This window comes from Paraburkholderia sp. SIMBA_053, from assembly GCF_046534895.1.
In the GTDB taxonomy this organism is placed as follows: Bacteria; Pseudomonadota; Gammaproteobacteria; order Burkholderiales; family Burkholderiaceae; genus Paraburkholderia; species Paraburkholderia caledonica.
Window position 1 is genome coordinate 1 of the sequence record NZ_JAWRXU010001481.1, and the last position, 244, is coordinate 244.

The 244-nt window shown below is 62.3% G+C and carries 1 pseudogene; it reads left to right on the top strand.

What is annotated here, in order from left to right:
* Positions 1–184: pseudogene (locus SB753_RS40530) on the top strand (hypothetical protein); the annotation flags it as partial.
* Between the last annotated feature and the right edge of the window lie 60 nt (positions 185–244).

Consider the following 244-nt stretch of genomic DNA (forward strand, 5'->3'; position numbering starts at 1 on the left):
GCACGGCGCGTATATCTTCGCGGATCTGCTTGGCGCCGATGTCGAGCGCCGCGAAACGCAATGGCAACTCGCGCTGAAGGTGAAGGACGCCGCTCACGGCATATGGCTGCTGCCGATGCAGAACGAGCGGCAGGCAAAGCAATGGCAGCGCATTTTTCTGCTCGCGATGGAGCAGAAGCTTTAGCGTTGCCCGGCTTCGAAGCCCGCCGCGCATCCCATGCAAGAACCTCACGCAGACGGAGCG